The organism is Caballeronia sp. HLA56 (assembly GCF_054655155.1).
In genome coordinates this window covers 269,572-283,681 of the sequence record NZ_BAAHOB010000003.1, presented here as the reverse complement: position 1 = coordinate 283,681, position 14,110 = coordinate 269,572, and the positions used below count along the sequence as shown (strand labels likewise).

Annotated in this window: 14 protein-coding genes; 1 reads left to right on the top strand and 13 read right to left on the bottom strand. The window is 63.1% G+C overall.

The genetic code is table 11. The features are described from left to right. Positions 1 to 59: 59 nt before the first annotated feature. The 9 genes from ACYQ47_RS13270 to ACYQ47_RS13230 are packed head-to-tail and all read right to left on the bottom strand — an operon-like array spanning position 60 to position 8,382. A complete protein-coding gene (locus ACYQ47_RS13270; protein WP_250468066.1) occupies positions 60 to 413 on the bottom strand; it encodes a RidA family protein in 354 nt (117 codons plus the stop codon). A 59-nt stretch (positions 414 to 472) separates the two neighbouring features. Further along, the gene (locus ACYQ47_RS13265) at positions 473 to 1,648 is read right to left on the bottom strand and encodes an NAD(P)/FAD-dependent oxidoreductase (protein ID WP_250495319.1); all 1,176 of its coding nucleotides are present in this window, start codon (positions 1,646 to 1,648) and stop codon (positions 473 to 475) included. Further along, entirely contained in the window at positions 1,641 to 3,047 is a 1,407-nt protein-coding gene (locus ACYQ47_RS13260; RefSeq protein WP_459905644.1) for an FAD-dependent oxidoreductase, read from the bottom strand. The genes ACYQ47_RS13265 and ACYQ47_RS13260 overlap by 8 nt, the downstream gene beginning before the upstream one ends. Next, positions 3,037 to 3,399 carry a (2Fe-2S)-binding protein gene (locus ACYQ47_RS13255; protein WP_459905642.1) on the bottom strand — a complete coding sequence of 121 codons (363 nt, stop codon included), beginning with the start codon at positions 3,397 to 3,399 and terminating at the stop codon, positions 3,037 to 3,039. Before ACYQ47_RS13255 ends, ACYQ47_RS13260 begins: the two co-directional genes overlap by 11 nt. Before the next feature lie 7 nt (positions 3,400 to 3,406). Then, positions 3,407 to 4,549: an NAD(P)/FAD-dependent oxidoreductase gene (locus tag ACYQ47_RS13250; RefSeq protein ID WP_244831845.1), complete on the bottom strand. Its 1,143-nt coding sequence runs from the start codon at positions 4,547 to 4,549 to the stop codon at positions 3,407 to 3,409. Next, the gene (locus ACYQ47_RS13245; protein ID WP_250468062.1) at positions 4,546 to 5,343 is read right to left on the bottom strand and encodes an ABC transporter permease; all 798 of its coding nucleotides are present in this window, start codon (positions 5,341 to 5,343) and stop codon (positions 4,546 to 4,548) included. The genes ACYQ47_RS13250 and ACYQ47_RS13245 overlap by 4 nt, the downstream gene beginning before the upstream one ends. A 14-nt stretch (positions 5,344 to 5,357) precedes the next feature. Beyond that, entirely contained in the window at positions 5,358 to 6,230 is an 873-nt protein-coding gene (locus tag ACYQ47_RS13240) for an ABC transporter permease (protein WP_459905641.1), read from the bottom strand. Next, entirely contained in the window at positions 6,217 to 7,296 is a 1,080-nt protein-coding gene (locus tag ACYQ47_RS13235; RefSeq protein ID WP_244831843.1) for an ABC transporter ATP-binding protein, read from the bottom strand. Before ACYQ47_RS13235 ends, ACYQ47_RS13240 begins: the two co-directional genes overlap by 14 nt. 30 nt (positions 7,297 to 7,326) lie before the next feature. Further along, positions 7,327 to 8,382, bottom strand: a complete 1,056-nt coding sequence (locus ACYQ47_RS13230; protein ID WP_459905640.1) for an ABC transporter substrate-binding protein — start codon at positions 8,380 to 8,382, stop codon at positions 7,327 to 7,329. Between the two features lie 157 nt (positions 8,383 to 8,539). Between ACYQ47_RS13230 and ACYQ47_RS13225 the strand changes: the two genes are divergently transcribed. Next, positions 8,540 to 9,457, top strand: coding sequence for a LysR substrate-binding domain-containing protein (locus ACYQ47_RS13225; RefSeq protein ID WP_459905639.1), 918 nt, complete (start codon positions 8,540 to 8,542; stop codon positions 9,455 to 9,457). Positions 9,458 to 9,560: 103 nt separating this feature from the next. Here ACYQ47_RS13225 and ACYQ47_RS13220 read toward each other — a convergent pair whose 3' ends face one another. The 4 genes from ACYQ47_RS13220 to ACYQ47_RS13205 form a co-directional block, all read right to left on the bottom strand. Then, the gene (locus ACYQ47_RS13220) at positions 9,561 to 9,968 is read right to left on the bottom strand and encodes a hypothetical protein (protein WP_459905638.1); all 408 of its coding nucleotides are present in this window, start codon (positions 9,966 to 9,968) and stop codon (positions 9,561 to 9,563) included. Further along, positions 9,968 to 11,932 carry an RICIN domain-containing protein gene (locus ACYQ47_RS13215; RefSeq protein ID WP_250468059.1) on the bottom strand — a complete coding sequence of 655 codons (1,965 nt, stop codon included), beginning with the start codon at positions 11,930 to 11,932 and terminating at the stop codon, positions 9,968 to 9,970. Before ACYQ47_RS13215 ends, ACYQ47_RS13220 begins: the two co-directional genes overlap by 1 nt. 30 nt (positions 11,933 to 11,962) lie before the next feature. Next, positions 11,963 to 12,592, bottom strand: a complete 630-nt coding sequence (locus tag ACYQ47_RS13210) for an SCO family protein (RefSeq protein ID WP_459905637.1) — start codon at positions 12,590 to 12,592, stop codon at positions 11,963 to 11,965. A 439-nt stretch (positions 12,593 to 13,031) separates the two neighbouring features. Continuing rightward, positions 13,032 to 14,087, bottom strand: coding sequence for a serine hydrolase domain-containing protein (locus tag ACYQ47_RS13205; RefSeq protein ID WP_459905636.1), 1,056 nt, complete (start codon positions 14,085 to 14,087; stop codon positions 13,032 to 13,034). Positions 14,088 to 14,110 lie beyond the last annotated feature (23 nt).

Here is a 14,110-nt window from a genome sequence, read left to right as displayed (position 1 = left end):
TTTGTGCGGTGCGTTTCGCACATTCAAATCACGAAAAGCGATAAGCGGCAGCAGCCCGTTCACGCCAACGCCACCACCGCGATCTCCACCAGCAACTCGGGCGTTGCCAATTGCGCTTGCACCGTCGCGCGGGTCGGCGCATGCCCTTGCGGCACCCACGCATCCCACACTTCGTTCATGCCGCTGAAATCGCGGGAGATATCCGCAAGCCACACTTGTGCCGACACGAGACGCGTCTTGTCGATGCCCGCTTTCTCCAGAAAGCCGTCGATCTTTTCGAGCACCTTGGCGGTTTGCAGTTTGATATCCGGCGAATGATCGGCGGAAGTCTGGCCGCCGATAAACACGAGACCCGCTGCCTTGACGACGCGGCTCATCCGCTGATTGGTGTCGATGCGAACGATATCGCCCATGATTTTTTTCCTTGAACGTTGAGATTGAAACGAAGTCGCCGCGCGAAAACGCGCGGCATTCAATGCGCGACGAGACGCGCGGTATTCGCATCCGAAGAAGACGCGGCCGCGCGCCCGAAGCGATCGATGGCGAATGCATCGAGTGAAATGGACGGCGCGCCATCGAGCATGAGTTCGGAGACGAGCTTGCCGCAGCCGGGTCCGAGCTGAAAACCGCTGCCGCAATAGCCAAACGAGTAATAGAGATTCGATGCCTTGCGGCTTGCCGAGATCACTGGAAGCTCATCCTCGGTGAATGCCTCGACACCGGCCCACGCGCGATTGACGCCCAGATGGCGCAGATGCGGGAACAGATCGGTGACGGTTTTAGCGCTGCGCACGAGGCGCACGAAATCCACTTCGCCATGACGCGCAAGCAGGTCCGCAATGCCGATCAGCTTGCCGCCGATCACCACCGTGCCGTTATCGAACTGCTTGAAGGACAGCGGCCGTCCCGTTGCGCCGAGTGTCGCGCGACAGAAGGGCGCGACGCGATGCGTGACCATCAGCATCAGACCTTCGGGATGCACCGGCACCGGCTCGCCCACCTGTTTCGCGAGTTCGCCGGACCACGCGCCCGCCGTGACGAGCAGCTTTTCCGCACTGAACGTGCCGTGCGGCGTGTAGGCGAACCAGCGCGCGCCGCGTTGCTCGATACGACGCACCGGCGTGCCTTCCAGAAAGCGCGCGCCGAGTTTTTGCGCGGCGAGCCGGAAGGCCGTGGTCGTGCGATACGGCAGCGCGAAGCCATCGCGCTCGACCCAGATGCCGCCCGTGACATGCCGAGCCAGCGCGGGTTCGAGTTCGAGCACGGCCTCTCGGTCTATCACTTTCTCGTGCGTGAAGCCATGCGATTCGAGCAGGGCGACGCGCTCGCGGCATGCTTCGAGTTCATCGTCCGTCTCGGCTATCTTGAGCTGGCCCGATGGCACGAAGCCGCCATCCTCGCCAATCAGATCGCGCATGCCATGCCAGATTTCACGCGACATCAGCGCGAGCGGAATCTCGGGCAGCGCGCGTCCGAGCGTGCGTACGCCGCCCGCATTCACGCCGGACGAATGACGCGCGACGTAATCGGCTTCGAGCACGATCACCTTCGCGCCGCGCCGCGTCATGTGGAACGCGCTGCTCGTGCCGTGCAGTCCGCCGCCAACCACGAGCACATCGGCTTCCTGAACGTCGGTTGCGTCATTCACCGGCGAGTTCTCCGAGCGTGAGCGGCTTGATCGGCGGACGAATGCGGTAGTAGCCGACTTCGGCGGGCGAGACACGCCGCGCATCCGCGATGACTTCGGTCACCGTGAGGCCGCACATGCGGCCCTGACACGGACCCATGCCGCAACGTCCGAACGACTTCGCCTGATTCGGTCCGACGCAACCCATCTCGACGAATTTGCGCAATTCGCCCGCCGTGACTTCCTCGCAGCGGCACACGATAGTCTCGTTGCGCGGAATGCGGTTGATATCGCGCGGACGATAAAGGCTGTCGAGAAATGGCCGGATGCGCAGCACGCCCGCCAGCGCGCGGCGCTGCCCGGCCGCTTCGGCGTCGCGCGTGGCGGCGTTCAGCGCGCCGAGTTGCGCCGCGACCGCGAGGCCCGCGAGCGAGCCCTGCAAGGCCGCCGCCTGCGCGCCGCCGATACCCGCGCCGTCGCCCGCGACGAAGATGCCGGGCACATCCAGCTCGCCCCACGCATCGACTTTGGGCGTGAAGCAAAGCTGCGCGTCGTCCCAGCGATGCGACGCCCGCAAAGCCTGCGTGAACTGCGTATTCGGCACGACGCCCTGATGCAGCAGGATCACGTCCGCTTCAAGGCGGTGCGCCGCGCCTTGCGTCGTGAAGTGAAGCGCGGCCGCATGCTCGACGTTATCCGCGCCGATGCGCCCTTCCACGCGCAGATCGTCGGCCGCTTCGAAGATCGGCACGCCGGCGTCGCGCAAGGTGCGGATCAGTTGCAGGCCCTTGCTCAGGAAGGGCCACGCGCGCAACGCGGACAGCATGTGACGCTTCGCGCGCCAGCGGTCTTCGTGACGCGTGGTATCGACGAGCGCGCGAATCGGCACGCCGGCGCGCACATATTGCCAGCCGAGCAGATACAGCAACGGCCCGCAGCCCGCGAGAACCGGTGGCGCGGCAGGCACTTCGCCCGCGCTCTTCAGGAGAATCTGCGCGGCACCCGCCGTCAGCACGCCGGGCAGCGTCCAGCCGGGAATCGGGAAGGGCCGCTCCAGCGCGCCGCTTGCGAGAACCACGCGTTGCGCGTCGAAGCTGCCGATCTTGCCGTCCTTCAGATAGTTGATGCCGCGCTCGCGCGTGACTTGCCAGACGCTCGCATTGGTCACGTGACGCGCGCCCGATGCCGCGAACGCACGGGCGATCTCCGCGCCCGCCGCGTAGTCGGGGCCAAGTATTTCCTTGCGACGCGCATCGGCGTGAGCGATGCCACGATAAATCTGGCCGCCCACGGCGTCCTGTTCATCGATCAACACGGTTTTGAGGCCCGCGCGGGCGGTGCGCGTGGCCGCGCTCATGCCGGCCGGTCCAGCGCCGATCACGACCACATCGACGGCTTCGGAGGCGAAATCAGCGGCCATGCGCGTTCTCCAGCGGGGTATCGGCGAGTGTCATGGGCGGCAGATCGCGCGCGCCTTCCTGCGAGCGGATACGCATGCCCGCCTGCACTTCGACCATGCAACTCTGACGGCTCGGAATGCCGTCGATTTCGACGAGGCATTCGAAGCACGCGCCCATCATGCAATACGGCGCGCGCGGCGCACCCGACACCGGCGTCGCACGAAAGCGCGAGACGCCCGCCGCGAGCAGCGCGGCCGCGACGGAACGGCCGCCCGGCACGGACAAAGGCTGGTCGTTGAAGAAGATCTCGATGGCCGCGGCGGATTCCCCCGGCAGCGGCTTGAACAGCGTGTGAGTCGATTGGAAAGTCATGTCGAATTCAGTGTGCGGGAATCGGTTCTTGAGCGTTCTCGAAGCGGCGTGCGGAGAAGGTCGGCAATTCCTCGGGCACGGGTGCACCGGTGATCCACGGCGCCACGCGCATGGCATGTGCGGCGGCGAGCGTCACGCCGCTATGACAAGTGACGACGAACGCGCCGGGATGCGCTTCCGACCGGTCGTAGATCGGAAAGCCGTCCGCGCTGTAGACGCGCAGCGCGGCCCACATCCGCACGAGCCGCACGTGCTGCAACATCGGGAACGCGCGCACGCCGCGCCGCGCGATATCGGCGAGCACATGCGTGGTCGTGAAATCGTTGAAGCCGACTTCTTCCATCGAATCGCCGAATTGCACGCTGCCTTCGTCGGTCTGGCGCACGTTGAGCGTCGGATAGTCGAGAAACGGCGCGACGCGTTCGCTCACCAGCACCTGCCCGCGATTCGGCGCGACCGGCGCGTTCAATCCGACGAACGGCGCGAGCATGCGGTTTCCGAGGCCAGCCGCAAGCACGACACGCCCCGCGCGATACGTTCCGCGCTTGCCATGCACGACGAAGCCTTGGCCGTTCGCGTCCGGTTCGATGCGTTCCGCGCGTTCGCCCGAGACGAGCTTCACGCCGCGCGCCTGCATCGCCGAATGAAGCGCGCGCAAGAGCTTGAGCGGGTTCACATGGCCGTCCATCGGCGTGTAGCTCGCGCCGATCACTTGCGGGCCGATCTGCGGAATGCGCTCGCGAATCTCGGCGGCATCGAGCATCTGATACGGGTAGTCGCCGATCTCGGCCTTGAGCGTCGAGAGACGTTTCTCGCGGTCGGCGAGTTCGTCGTCGTTAAAGCAAAAGTGGAAGCCGCCCGGCTGGCGCAAGGCCACGTCGATGCCCGTTTCGTTCAAGAGGCTCTCGGCGAGTCCGGGCCAGCGCGTGGCCGAACTGCGCGACCAGCGTGCGTAAGGCGAGAGGCCATAGCCCTTGCCTTGAATCCATACGAGGCCGAAGTTGCCGCGCGAGGCGCGAAAGCCGCCGTCGTCTTCGTCGAGCACGGTCACGCGCGCGCCTTCGCGGGCAAGACCGTAAGCCACGGCGGAACCGACCAGGCCGCCGCCGAGCACGAGCACGTCGGGGCTGGCGGAGGTTGAAAGTGTCATCGCGCTTCTCCGATCAGAATGCGGTCCAGTCCGACCATGCGGTCGAGCAGGATCATCAGCAACACCGTGCCGACGATCAGCACCGCCGAGACCGAGGCGACCAGCGGATCGATCGTCTGCGCGATCTGGTTGTACATGGCGACGGGCAGCGTGGTCGTGCCGGGCGTCGCGACGAAAATGGTCATCGTGAGTTCGTCGAAACTCTGGATGAACGAGAGCACCCAGCCGCCTGCCACGCCGGTGCGGATCATCGGCAGGACCACGCGGCGAAATGCGGTGAAGCGGCTCGCGCCACATGAAAGCGCGGCGCGTTCGGCATCGCGATCCAGGCCGACGGCGGACGAAAGCGCAAGCCGCAATGCATACGGCAAGACGATGATGACGTGCGCGCATACCAGCGACCAGAACGATCCCGACAGATGCAGCAGCGACAGAAAGCGCAGGAACGCGATGCCGAGCACTACGGCGGGGATCATCATCGGCGAGAGGAAAAAGCTCGTGAGCGCGGCGCGGCCGGGAAAGCGATAGCGCGCGATGGCCAGCGCCGCGGGCACCGCGAGCAGCACGCCGATGGTCGCCGCCGCGAACGCGAGGCGGATCGACAGCCAGAACGCCGAAACGATGTCGCCGTTCTCGACGATCGCGCGGAACCAGCGCAGCGACGCGCCATCGAAAGGCATCGAGATGAAGCCTTTGTCGGTGAAGGCGACGAGCATCACGACCACGAGCGGCGCCATGATGAAGGTCAGGAAAAACGCGTTGTAGACGAGCCCGAGAATGCCGTTCTGTTTCATGATCGTCGTCCGCGTTAGTCGAAGATATGCCGGAACCGGCGTTCGGCGAGGCGGCTGCAACCCATGACGATTGCCACGTTCGCGATCAGCAACAACACGGCGATACTCGCGCCGAGCGGCCAGTTGAGCGTGCCGAGAAACTCGTCGTAGGCAGCGGTGGCGACGACCTTCAGACGCCGTCCGCCGATCAGCGCGGGCGTGGCGAACGCGGATGCCGACAGCGCGAACACGATGATCGATCCCGACAGCACGCCCGGCATGATCTGCGGCAGCACCACGCGGCGGAACACCGCGAACGACGAGCCGCCGAGCGAGTGTCCGGCCCATTCCACTTGCGGGTCGAGCTTTTGCATAGTGGCCCACACGGACATCACCATGAAGGGCACCAGAACGTGCGTGAGCGCGATGATCATGCCGGTCATCGTGAAGACGAGGCGGATGGGTTCATCGGTGATTTTCAGCGCTTGCAGCACGTTGTTGAGCACGCCGTTGTTGCCGAGCAGGATCTGCCAGCCGAGCGTGCGCACCACGACCGAGATCAGGAGCGGGCCGAGCACGACGAGAAGACACAGCGACTGCCACGGCTTCTTCATGCGCGCGAGCACGATAGTTTCCGGCACGCCAAGCACGATGGAGAGCAGCGTGACCGCGAAGGCGAGGCCGGCAGTGCGCAGAAAGATGGTGTGGTAGTACGGGTCGCTCACTACTTCCCAATAGTTCGTGAGCGTGTAGGCGGCGGTGACGCCGGCCGTGTCGCTGAAAACGCGAAACGACAGCACGAGCGTGAGCGCGAGCGGCGCCAGCAGCAAGCCGACAAAAAGCAGCAGCGCGGGGCCGGACAGGAGCCACGGCGCGGCGCCGGGACGGTCGTCGTCAAGCGTGGCCATGAGCGCCCTCCGGAGCATCTTGCGTGAGCACGCGCAGATCGTCGTCGGTCCAGGCAAGGCCGACTTCGTGACCTTCCTCGGGCGGCGGAGCACCGTGATTCGGCTGCGCGACACGCAGCTTGCCGAGTTCCGTTTCCACTTCGAGCAGCCACTGATTGCCGACGAACACGCGCGTTGCAATACGTCCGCGCACGCGCGCTGCGCCATTGGCGATATGCACCTTCTCCGGGCGGATATAAACGTTGACCGCGCCGTTCACATGACGGCCTTCGTGCGGCACGTGCAGCGTGGTGCCGAGTACATCGACTTCGGCGCAACGCGGATTGCGCCGCAGGACTTCGCCGGAAAACGTATTGGTGCGCCCGAGAAAGGTCGATGCGAACGGCGTGGCGGGACGCTCGTAGGCGTCGTATGGCGTGCTCAATTGAGCGATGGTTCCGCGATGCATCACCGCAATGCGATCGCTCATGGTCATGGCTTCGACCTGATCGTGCGTGACGAGGATCGTCGTTATGCCGAGGCGCTTTTGAATCGCCCGCAATTCGATATGCATTTCCTCGCGCAACTTGGCGTCGAGATTGGACATCGGTTCGTCGAGCAAGAGCAGTTCGGGCTGCATGGCGATGGCGCGTGCAATGGCCACGCGCTGCCGCTGGCCGCCCGACAATTCCTTCGGATAGCGATGCCCGAGTCCCTTTAGACGCACGAGCGCGAGTGCTTCTTCTACGCGCTCTTCGCGTTCGCGGCGCTTGACCTTGCGCATTTCCAGACCGAAGCCGACGTTGCCCGCCACCGTCATGTGCGGAAAGAGCGCATAGCTTTGAAACACCACGCCGATGCCGCGTTTCTCCGGACGTTCGTGCGTGATGTCGCGGCCATCGAGCAGAATGCGGCCCGTGGTCGGCGTGACGAACCCCGCCACCATTTGCAGCGTGGTCGTCTTGCCGCAACCCGAAGGTCCGAGCAGCGCGAGAAGTTCGCCGCGTTCGACATCGAGATCGAGTTGTTCGATCGCCGTGAAATCGCCGTAGCGTTTCGAGATACCTTGCAGAGTCAGGAAGGCCATGCGCCTCGCTCCTTCATGCCGGTGTGGGGTTCAACGCTCGACCGAACGGTTCCAGCGCTCCGTCCACTCGGTGCGATGCTGGTTGATCGTGGTCCAGTCCATCGCGGTCAGTTTCGCGATCTGGTCGGGACCGTAAGGCACGCGCGCGGCGATTTCCGGCGTCAGCTTGACCGTCTTGTTGACCGGACCGAGACCGATGCCTTGCGCCTGCAACGCCTGCACTTCCGGGCTCAACAGATACTGGACGAACTGCTGCGACAACTGCGGCTGTGCGTTCTCGGCGATGGCGCATGCCGCCACCTGCAACGCGACCGCGCCTTCCTTCGGGTAGACGAACTTGAGCGGAAAGCCCGTGTTCTGCAGCGCAACCGCGCGACCGCTGCCGTAGGGCGCAAGCACCACGTCGCCGGATTGCATCTGACCGTCCATTTCGCCGGGCGTGGGCGCCCAGGACAGCACGTTCGGCGCGACATCCTTGGTCATCGCCGCGAAGCCCGGCTCGATATTCTTCTCGCCGCCGCCGTTCAGACGCGCGAGCATGACGAGCGTATGCAGACCATACGTGTTGGTGATCGGCGGCACGCCGAGCTTGCCCTTGATGCGTTTGTCGGTGAGCACCTTCCACGAATCGGGCGGCGGCAGACCGGCCTTCTTGAACGCTTCCTCGTTGTAGCCGATGCCTGTCGCCACCATGCCGACGCCGATCGACGTGGCGCCGAGACGCGCGAGCGGATAGACGTCCTTCATCACGGGCGCTTCGTCGAGCTTGGCGCAGAGATTGAGCTGCATTGCCTGATACATCGGGCCGTCGTCCATCACGGCGACGTTGATCTGCTGATGGCCTTTTTGCGCTTGCAACTTGGCGAGGGTATCGCTGGAATTGCCCGCGACGTAGACGATCTTGACGTCATGCGTCTTTTCGAACGGCGGGATGATTTTCTGGCGATACAACTGCTCGTTCGAGCCGCCCACATTGGCGACATAGAGCGTGGTTTCGGCGTGAGCGAGAAGCGGAGCGGCGAAAGAAAGAGCCGCGAAGGCGGTACAAGCGGGGACGGACAGACGGCGATGCAACGCTCTTTTCATGACGACGATCTCCAGATCCGGGGTGTGGGGGCGGGCTTCATGACCCGTCGTTGAAATGCAGTTTCGCGCCGCCGGACCATATCGTCCAATACGAATAAAATACCTACCTATGCATGGATGATATGGATCGGGGTTCACCCGGAGAGGGAGATCACGCATGAATCTGAAGCACATCGAGGCGTTTCGGGCGGTCATGGTCTCGGGGTCGATGACCGCGGCGGCCAAGGCGCTCTTTACCTCGCAGCCGAACGTGAGCCGGCTGATTTCGCAGCTCGAACGCGAAACCGGCTTGCAGCTTTTTCAGCGCAGCGGCGTGCGGTTGATACCCACGAGCGAGGGCACCGCGTTCTTCCGCGAGGTCGAACGTGCGTTCGTCGGCTTGCAGGGACTGGCGAACGCGGCGGCGCAGATACGCAATCTCGGCAGCGGACGTTTGCGCATAGCGGCGATGCCATCGGCGGGCATGACTCTCGTGCCGCATGCGATCAAGCGCTTCGTCGAGTTATTTCCGACGGTGACCGTGTCGTTGCACGTGAACACATCTGGTACGGTCAATCACTGGACGGCGTCGCAGTTCTGCGATCTCGGCGTGGCCGTGTATGTGAGCGAGGCGTCGGATTGCGAGGTCGAGCAGTTGTCGAACGTGGCGGCGGTGTGTGTTATGCCGGAGGGGCATCGGCTGGCGTCGAAACGCAGTATCAAGCCGCAGGATCTCGAAGGCGAGTCGTTCATCTCGCTGTGTCACGGCGACGGCACGCGCACGCTGATGGACGAGGTGTTTCAGCGTGCGGGCGTGGAGCGCGTGCTTGCGATCGAGGCGCAGTACACGGCAATGTGCTGCGAGATGGTGCGTCATGGGATGGGCGTGACGCTTGCGCATCCGATCGTCGCGCGGGATTTCGCGGGTCCTGGAATTGTCATCAAGCCATTTTTGCCGGCTACGTTGTTTCCGACTTACTTGCTGTTTCCGCCGCATCGGCCGAGGGAGAGATTGGCATCGGAGTTCGTGAAGGTGCTGAAGGGGCTGCATGCGGAGTTGCTGGGGGAGGTGGTGAAGGGGACGAAGGTGGCTTGAGTCTTTCAACCAACGATCAACCGATTCACTCATGCCGCCGTACCGTGCTCGTGACCGCTCGAAGCGGCTGCGTCGTTCAAGACGCATCGACGAATGCGCGCGCTCATCGGCTCATAACGAATTGCCAGAGCGCGGCGCACTGTGCGTCAGCGATCTTGTAACGCGGCATCGCCCGACGAAGCACGATGTCCGCTGGATCGACGCCATCCTTGATCGCGCGGCAAAAAGCGATGGGATCGTAATGGCTCATCGGCCCTCCGCGACGACGCGTTTCGCCAAGCAAGGACTCGCGAGTCAGCGGCGGCGCAAAGGCCGCCGCTTTCGATGTGCCCACATGGCAATTGACGCAACGAGTCGTCCACGCAGGCAACGTGTGATCGTCATCACGCAAATGCGCCGACAGCGGATGCTCTCCGTCGAAAATCGCGCAGCCCAGGTCGCGCGGTTCACATGCGGCATGGGCAACCGTTACCATCGCAACGAGCGCGAGGCCGACCCAGCGATGCGCCATCAATGCACGCGCATGGTACGCGAGAGGCTCGGCACGCCCTTCGCGTTCAGCGCAAAAAGCATGTAATAGCCGGGCACGACGATGCCCGGATCGGACGGAATCTTCAACTTGTACTCGCCAGCGGTGCCCACCGTGAACGTCAGCGGCACGCGTCGCTGTTCGTTGTTCACCGAGTGCGTGGCCGACGATGAGCGCATCAGCGCAAATGCTGTCATGCCCTTGGTCGCCGATACGACGATGGTCGTGCCGAGCAACGCATCGGTCGGCGCGGAACTCATGGTCGGTCTGGTTGCGGCGGACCCGTCCGCGTTGAGAAGATAAGGCGGCGTCAATATCTCGACATTCGTGTGATTCGTGGCGCACGAGCCGCACAATCCGCCGCCGCCGCTGAGCACGCGTCCATCGTTCAGCAGCAGTGCCATGCTGTGATAAGTGCGCGGTACAGCCTGTGGCGCGAGCCGCGAAAACGCATTCGTGGTCGGGTCCCACAACTCGGGCGTGAGGATCGCGTTGTCGTCCGAAAACGGCACGGCGAAGGTCTGACCGCCGATCACGACGACCTGCCCATTCGGCAACACGACGCTGTTGTTGAACGCGCGCTGATAGCTCATCGGTGCGATGGTGCGCGTGATCGCCGTTCCGCTGCTGATGTCGATCAGCGTCGCATTGGAGGTGGCCGTTGATTGGTCGTAGCTCGGCGCGCCGCCCACAGCAAGTATCTTGCCGACGTCGTACATGACCGCGTTGCCGTTCATCGCGTCATTGTCGCTGCCCCGGTTGCCGGCTGCGGTGACGCTGCCGTTGCCCGCCGTGTCGAACCAGTGCATGGCGCGGCTCGGGCCCGCATGAAACACGCGTCCGTTGGCGACCGCGAAGAGCCACGCGTGGTTGTCGGCGCGGAACACGCCCGCAGCGTCGTTCGTCAGGATGTAGTCGTCGAGAATGGCGCCGTTGACTTGCCAGCCCGAGCCCGAGGTCCACGTCTCGCCCGTCTTTCCACCGAGCCCGCCATTCCATGAGCCGCCCACGAGAAACACGTTACCGTTGCTCAAGGTCACGCTGCCCTGATAGCCGCGCGAAATGTTCATCTGATTGCTCGACGTCCATGTGCCGGTCGTAGGCGAATAGATGCTGGTCTTTTTCGTGCTCGATCCGCCCGTCACGAAGATGCGGCCATCCGGAAGATTGGCGATACCCGGACAGAACATGTCGTGCCCGGTGTTGGTCACGATCATTTGTTTGCTCGTGCCGGTCGATGGATTGAAGATCGCCGTGTACGTCTTGCCCGGCGTGACTTCGCCAGAGGTGAAGTTGAGGGCGCTGTCGGCCGACCAGACCAGCACGGTTCCATCGGGAAGATTCGCGGCTTGGAGCGGCACGAGCGGCAACGTGATGGGCGCCGTCCATTTCGAAGGCAATGCAGCTTGCGGCGCGGGCAAGCCGCTGACTTTCCATGTCTGCGTGGCGCTTGCGTTACACACCTGCTGCGTCAGTTGCACGCCTTGTGAGGTCGTACTCGACGCGGTCACGCACAAGCCGCTGTGTCCCGCGACGATCGCGTAACCTCCGCCTTGCGGGATCAACGAAAACGCCTGATTCGTGCCGCCACTACAGGTCCATTGAATGATAGGACCGCCGGGATCGGGACTTTGACCCGACACGTCCATGCATAGACCGCTATTGAGATTGATGAGGTTGTAGCGCGTACCTGTAGCAACCGGCTTCCATTGCTGATTCGCGCCGCCGGTGCAGGGCCATGTAATGACTGGCGCGTTCGGTGTTTTGGATTCGCCGCTCACGTCGGCGCACATGCTGGTGCCGCTTAGCGTGATGGGCGCCGATGTCTGCGCGCGGACTTGGTGCGACACACTCGCTAACGTTAGCGCCAACGCCAGCAGCAAGACGACGCGCGCATGGCGGGCAACGTCAAGCAACACGCTCCCGGCCGAAAGGATTCGTGGCATGGTCCTGCTCCCCGTGGATAAGTCGAATAGCTATGTCAGTGCAAGCGCGCCGAGCACATCGCAGACATCGTTCACGCGTGGAAGGTCGGCGCTTCTCCAGCGCAACATCGCATTGGCATCGAAGCAATAGACCTGCGTCGAATGGTCTGCGATTTCACTTGCCGATGCCTTGCTGCCCGACAACGCCACGCGCATCTTGTCGACATCCGCAAGCGTCGGAGTCGCTGCGATCCACGAAGGACCCGCCTCGAACTGGGCGAGCCATGCGTGCAATGCCTGAGGTGAATCGGAAAGCGGATTGATTCCAATCGATAGCAACTGCACCGCATGACGAGTACGGATGCCCGTTATGCGTTTCTGTACCGCGCTGAATAGCGCGCCCTGCAAAGGACATACCGTGCCGCAACCGGTGTAGACCGTCTGCAACGCAGTCACGCCGTGACGCAACACTTCGTTCAAGCGACGCGTCTTGCCGGTCTGATCGACGAGCACGATATCGTCGAGGCGAAGCGGCGGCGTGACGAGTCCCACCGCATCATGTTGAGCGAAGGCGAAGGGGGACGCTGCACCGAGAGCGAGCGCCGCGATGTCACCGAGCAGGGCGCGACGAGTCAACGACGGGGTGCATGCACGAATGCCGGAACGCACACGATCGGGCATCGTTTCGTGACCTGCCGAACTTGACCTTGTCCACACTTTGATGATCCCCGTATCGAGCTCTATGGCTCTGACCCGCCGTTCGAATGGCCAATGACGTACGTGCCGGGAAGCGTGATCGAGCCGCTTCGCGTTCGCGTATTGGTCATGCCATTGAAACAAAGCTTAGCAGGTCAAATCAGCGTCGAACGTTCATCGCACGAATGGAAATACTCGCGTATGTGTACTCGGACACATTGCGTTTGAGCGCTTAAATAAAGGGTCGAAATTGCGGGAAGTTCTACTCGGTCGGAATTGCTGATGTTGCGATGTGGGGCATTTAGCGGGGGCGAGTTCAGGGGCCTTTTTAGTGCACGCTAGGTACGCGCTTGGGAGATTTATCGAAAGCCCGAAATGAGAGGACGGCCAACTTGTCGTGTCGGCCGGAAAGAAGCTCAAGCTTTCAACGCGTCATCCTCTTGACGCCATCGAACACCAACCCAAAAAACTCCCCGGCAAACGCCGAATCCAGCCACCTCACGATAACCGCCAGCCGCGTGGAAGGTTCGATCCACATGAACGAACTTCCCGCGCCCACGCCAAAATAGCTCGACTCCGGCACCGAGGGAAACATCTTCCGCCCCGTATTGAGCCAGACAAGAAACCCATAAAACGGCGCGATATCACAAGGCGTGCGCATTTTCTCGATCCACTCGCGGGACAGCACCCGCCGCCCGGAAACCAGACCTTCGTCCAGCAACATCCGCGCGATCTTCAACTGGTCGTTCGCGCTGACCGACATGCCGCCGCCCCAATGCGTCCCACCGGGAACGGACTGCATGCTCCGTCCATCGATCTCGGTCCACGCATGGTCGTAACCCACCCATTGCCAACCATCGCTCATGCCGCAGGGCTCGGCAATCGCTTCACGAAACACTTCGGGGAGTGGCCGACGAAACAGATGCATCAACGCAAGCGATAACTGGTTGATCCGCACGTCGTTGTATTCCCAGAAGGTGCCAGGCGTCTGCAACGGCCGCAAGTCGCCTTTCTTGCCTGCGGGCGGCTCGCCAAATGTCACCGCGCGATAATGATCCGCCTGATCCGAAAGCCCGAAGCAATCGCCTTGCCATTCGCTCGTCTGCTGCAGCAGTTGCGCCCACGTAACCGGGGCGTTATGCGCGTCGTCGAAGCCGATACCGGGCACGCGCTCGCGCACGGGTTCATCGACATCGGGCAGCAAGCCGCGGTCGTGCGCCACGCCCGCAAGCAAGGCGAGGTACGTCTTCGCAATGCTGAAGGTAAGGTCCGCGCGATCCGGCTCGCCCCACGTGGTGATCACGTGGCCATCGAGCGCAATCGCGCCCGACACCGGACCACGATCATGTACCGGTCCAAGCAGCTTGTTCCACGGCGCGGGATCGTTGATATGCACGCCCCAGTTGCCATCGACGTTCCGGTCCCACTTCGATTCATGATCGATGGAAAACTGAATCGCACGTTTCAATGTCTCGTTCATTTTCAAAGTTCCTGGCAAAGGCT